Origin of the sequence: Nocardia pseudobrasiliensis NBRC 108224, assembly GCF_001613105.1 — a bacterium.
Taxonomy (GTDB): Bacteria; Actinomycetota; Actinomycetes; order Mycobacteriales; family Mycobacteriaceae; genus Nocardia; species Nocardia pseudobrasiliensis.
Genome location: NZ_BDBS01000104.1, coordinates 1 through 539, shown reverse-complemented (window position 1 = coordinate 539; position 539 = coordinate 1). Strand labels below are relative to the sequence as shown.

Annotated in this window: 1 pseudogene; it reads left to right on the top strand. The window is 68.5% G+C overall.

The annotated features are described in order from the left end of the window. Nucleotides 1-351, top strand: a pseudogene (locus NP4_RS41950) (hypothetical protein); the annotation flags it as partial. Nucleotides 352-539: the final 188 nt, after the last annotated feature.

Here is a 539-nt window from a genome sequence, read left to right as displayed (position 1 = left end):
GTCCCGGGCGAATCCGAGCCCACCATTCTCGAAGCCGATGCCATCATGGTCGCGGTCGGCAACACCCGCAGCTACGGCGGCGGCATGCAGATCTGCCCCGACGCGATCATCGACGACGGCCTCCTGGACCTGACCGTCGTAGGAGCCCTACCCCGCCTCGACATGATCCGCCTCCTCCCCGCCCTCTCCTCAGGCAAACGAGTAGACCACCCGGCAGTCCACCAATACCGCGCCACAGACATAACCCTTACCGCCCCTGGCGCCCCAGCCACTGCCGACGGCGAACCCGCAGGCGCCCTCCCCGCCACCTTCCAAATTCTTCCCTCCGCCCAATCCGTCCTGGTCGCGTAACCCCAGCGCCTTCGGCGCGGGGAATCAGGGGAGCGTGCGCTCCGGCAGGGGGCGAGGTCCGTCCCCTTCGGTGGAAGCGTCGCGTTCCGAGCGGGGCCCGTTCCGTCGGGGGTGGAGGTGTGTTCCGCTGAAGCGAGGGATCCGGTTCGCAGTGTGTGAGGGGCGTGTGTCGCCAGAGTGAGGGATGC